The following is a 2699-nucleotide window of genomic DNA, read 5'->3' as shown; positions in this document are numbered from 1 at the left end:
TTCACGCTCAGCTGGCGGCTTCCGGCGTGGAGATTATCGTTCAATGCATCGTGGCACGTCGCACTATTCGACGAATCCGGATTGATAAGCGAGGATCGCGCGGATTGGAGGTACATCACGAGGGCAGAAGAGGGATTGACGCCCGAAGAGGTCATGAAAGAGGTGAAGGAATTCTCTGTTGTTGCTTATCGTTGCTTATCAAACATCCATAACCAGTAAATCAGCCTCGAAGAAGCTATGTCAGAAACATTTGTAAGATTTGTAAGTTTTATCAATTCATTTAGCCCTTAACTCAAACCCAAATCTGTACTGCAAGGCGCACTTGGTGTAATTAGCCGTGATGTGCGAGCCGTCAGGGCTTCAGCGCCGTCCGCACTTCAACGGCGACGCCCCTTTCCGCAGCCACCATCTCCCAGCCGCTCATCCTCGCACGCCCGACGCCGAGCAGGTTTCCTTCGCCGTCCTTAAGCAGGACCTCGTCGTTCACTCTTATCTGCGGGTCGGCATCTTCGACGGCAGGCGCCAGCACTGCGCTCTTCGCCTTCGGCACATAGCCTCTCAAGCGCACCTCGTAGGCGTGAAAGCCGCTCTTATGCAGTCGCAGCGCCCCATTTAAGGAGAGCCGCAGAAGCCCGTATTCCGGCACCACTCCTGCCAGAACTTCTCCGTCGGAAAAGACCTTATATGCCGGATACTTTCCCTTGATTTCAGCCTTTTCTCCTAAAAGCAAGTTTCCAACGCCGTTTCCGAACTGATAATCCGCCATTGCCTTTATCATATTCACCTTTGCGTCCTTATCCGGCTTCTTCTCTGCACAAAGCTCAGAAATGCAGTTTCTAAGCCGCTCCAAAGCACGCTTTGCCGTCTCCTCCTCGCCGTCGCCGCAAGTATAAAACGCCTCTAAGCCGAGCTTTTCGGCGACGCCTTTGAAAATTTCAAGAGCGCCGCCGCTGAGGTGCACGACGACGTGCTCGTAGAGTCCTCGCTCGATAAGGTTTTTGCGAAGGTAAGCTTCGACGCACGATCCGACCCAAAAGCGCTCTTCGGCGTCCCAGTAACCAGTAACCGGCACGTCGTAGAAAGCGGCAGGGTAAGCCGCTTCGAGTTCCCGGGGGACGACGCCGAGCGGCGACGTTATTATGACCTCATGGACGTGCCCTCTGAACTCGAAAATTGCACTTATGAACTTCCGATGCGACTGTGACAGCGAATAAGGCTTTCGGGCGGAACATGGCAGCAGGAGGAGCACCTTGCGGCGGGGCGGCGTGTAGCGTTCGACGACACGAATGGCGAAACGCTTGACCTCAACACGACGTAACGACTCCATGCTGTTTGCCAGCAGCGGCGAACGCCTCGCAACTGGAGTTCTCCTCTCTAAGTACTCTTCTTTCTCGTCCAAAATGCGAAGCGCCGCAGTCAGAAACGGCGACGTGCGGACGCGCGACTCCACATATTCACGTAGCATTTCGCTCCTTATTCGTTCCCGCACTTTTTCGACCTCAGCTTTTAGAGAGAGGGAATTATGCTTCGTCAGCAATTCCGCTCTTTCCTTCTTGTTCAACTTCCTGAGCTCGGCGGGGTTGAGTGACGTGCAAATTTCACAACAACAGGGAAAGTTCTTAAGCTCAAAAAGCCGCAGCTCGCCGTAATCCGTGAGGTAAACGTCTTCATAGCCCTTGATTACGGCGACGGCGTCGTCGACGACATCTACGCCTATGTAAATCAAAAATGCAACGTTTGCAGGCGTGGCAACCGCAGGCACGTAGAGGGCGGCGTCAGGTGGGATGCTTTCCTTCAATCTGATGATTTCGTCGACGAGCCTTCTGCTTGAGGTTAAAAGGCGGGAGGCGTAGCCGACGACGTAGAGGTCAGCTTTTAAATTGCGGACGTCGGAGGCGAGCGGGTGCGTCTTTGGAAGAACGACGACGCCCCTCGCCGTCTTCCACTCAGCCGGCAGCTCCCAAGCGTCGTAAATTAGAAGTTTACTGGTGTTTTTAGCTCTCGCCACGGCTTTTGCCGGTAGCACGGGCGCCGTTCCGCTGTGAAAAGCTTCCACGTTCAGTAACAGCGGCGTTTCCACGGTGGCATTTCCGATTAAAAGTCTGCCGAGCCTTGCAGCCCCGTCTCTCTTCCGCGCTTCGTAAAACTTCGTCATTCTGCCTCTCGTTATGCATGCGTTCGGGAAGATTTAACAGTTGTCAGGAGTCGCACAACAACTTTAATTATCGTCTGTGTCATTTTATTCGTATAAATGAGTGTGATGTTCCGAAAATTATTTATATAGAGGACATTCACCCTATTTTTCATGCAAATGTAGAATAAAGGTGCAAAAGATGGTAGTGAGGGAGCGTTCTGAAGAGGTAAGCTCGAAGGCGATGCTCAGGCGGGACGTTGTAGCTACGTCGGCGTTTCTGATAACTTCAGTGACCTTGGTATCTGCGGCGGTGGGCGGCGACCCGACGGGCGCTGCGACGCTCGTTGAGAATCCGAGGGCGCCGGTGGACTACGTCTGGGTGTTGGTAGCGGCGTTTCTGGTGATGTTCACGCAACCCGGCTTTGCGATGCTTGAAGCTGGGTTTTCGAGGGCTAAGAACGTCACGAACGTGCTGATGAAGAATTTAGTAGACTACGCCGCAGGCTCGCTGGCGTTCTGGGCGGTCGGCTTTGCGTTGATGCTGGGGGCGTCGTGGCACATGCTC

The 2699-nt window shown here is 53.8% G+C and carries 2 protein-coding genes and 1 pseudogene; 2 read left to right on the top strand and 1 reads right to left on the bottom strand.

What is annotated here, in order from left to right; genetic code table 11:
- The coding region (locus ACXJJA_RS09375) for a hypothetical protein (protein WP_456487955.1) at positions 1 to 219 on the top strand (219 nt) is incomplete at its 5' end.
- 133 nt (positions 220 to 352) lie between these two features.
- Here the strand turns inward: ACXJJA_RS09375 and arcS are convergent.
- Complete coding sequence (arcS, locus tag ACXJJA_RS09370; protein ID WP_456487954.1) at positions 353 to 2155, bottom strand: archaeosine synthase subunit alpha; 1803 nt, start codon at positions 2153 to 2155, stop codon at positions 353 to 355.
- 178 nt (positions 2156 to 2333) lie between these two features.
- Between arcS and ACXJJA_RS09365 the strand changes: the two are divergent.
- A pseudogene (locus ACXJJA_RS09365) lies at positions 2334 to 2699 on the top strand (ammonium transporter); the annotation flags it as partial.

The sequence above is a fragment of the Candidatus Alkanophaga liquidiphilum genome (assembly GCF_053996935.1).
Note: the sequence above shows the minus strand (reverse complement) of the source record. Positions and strands in the feature narration are given on the sequence as shown.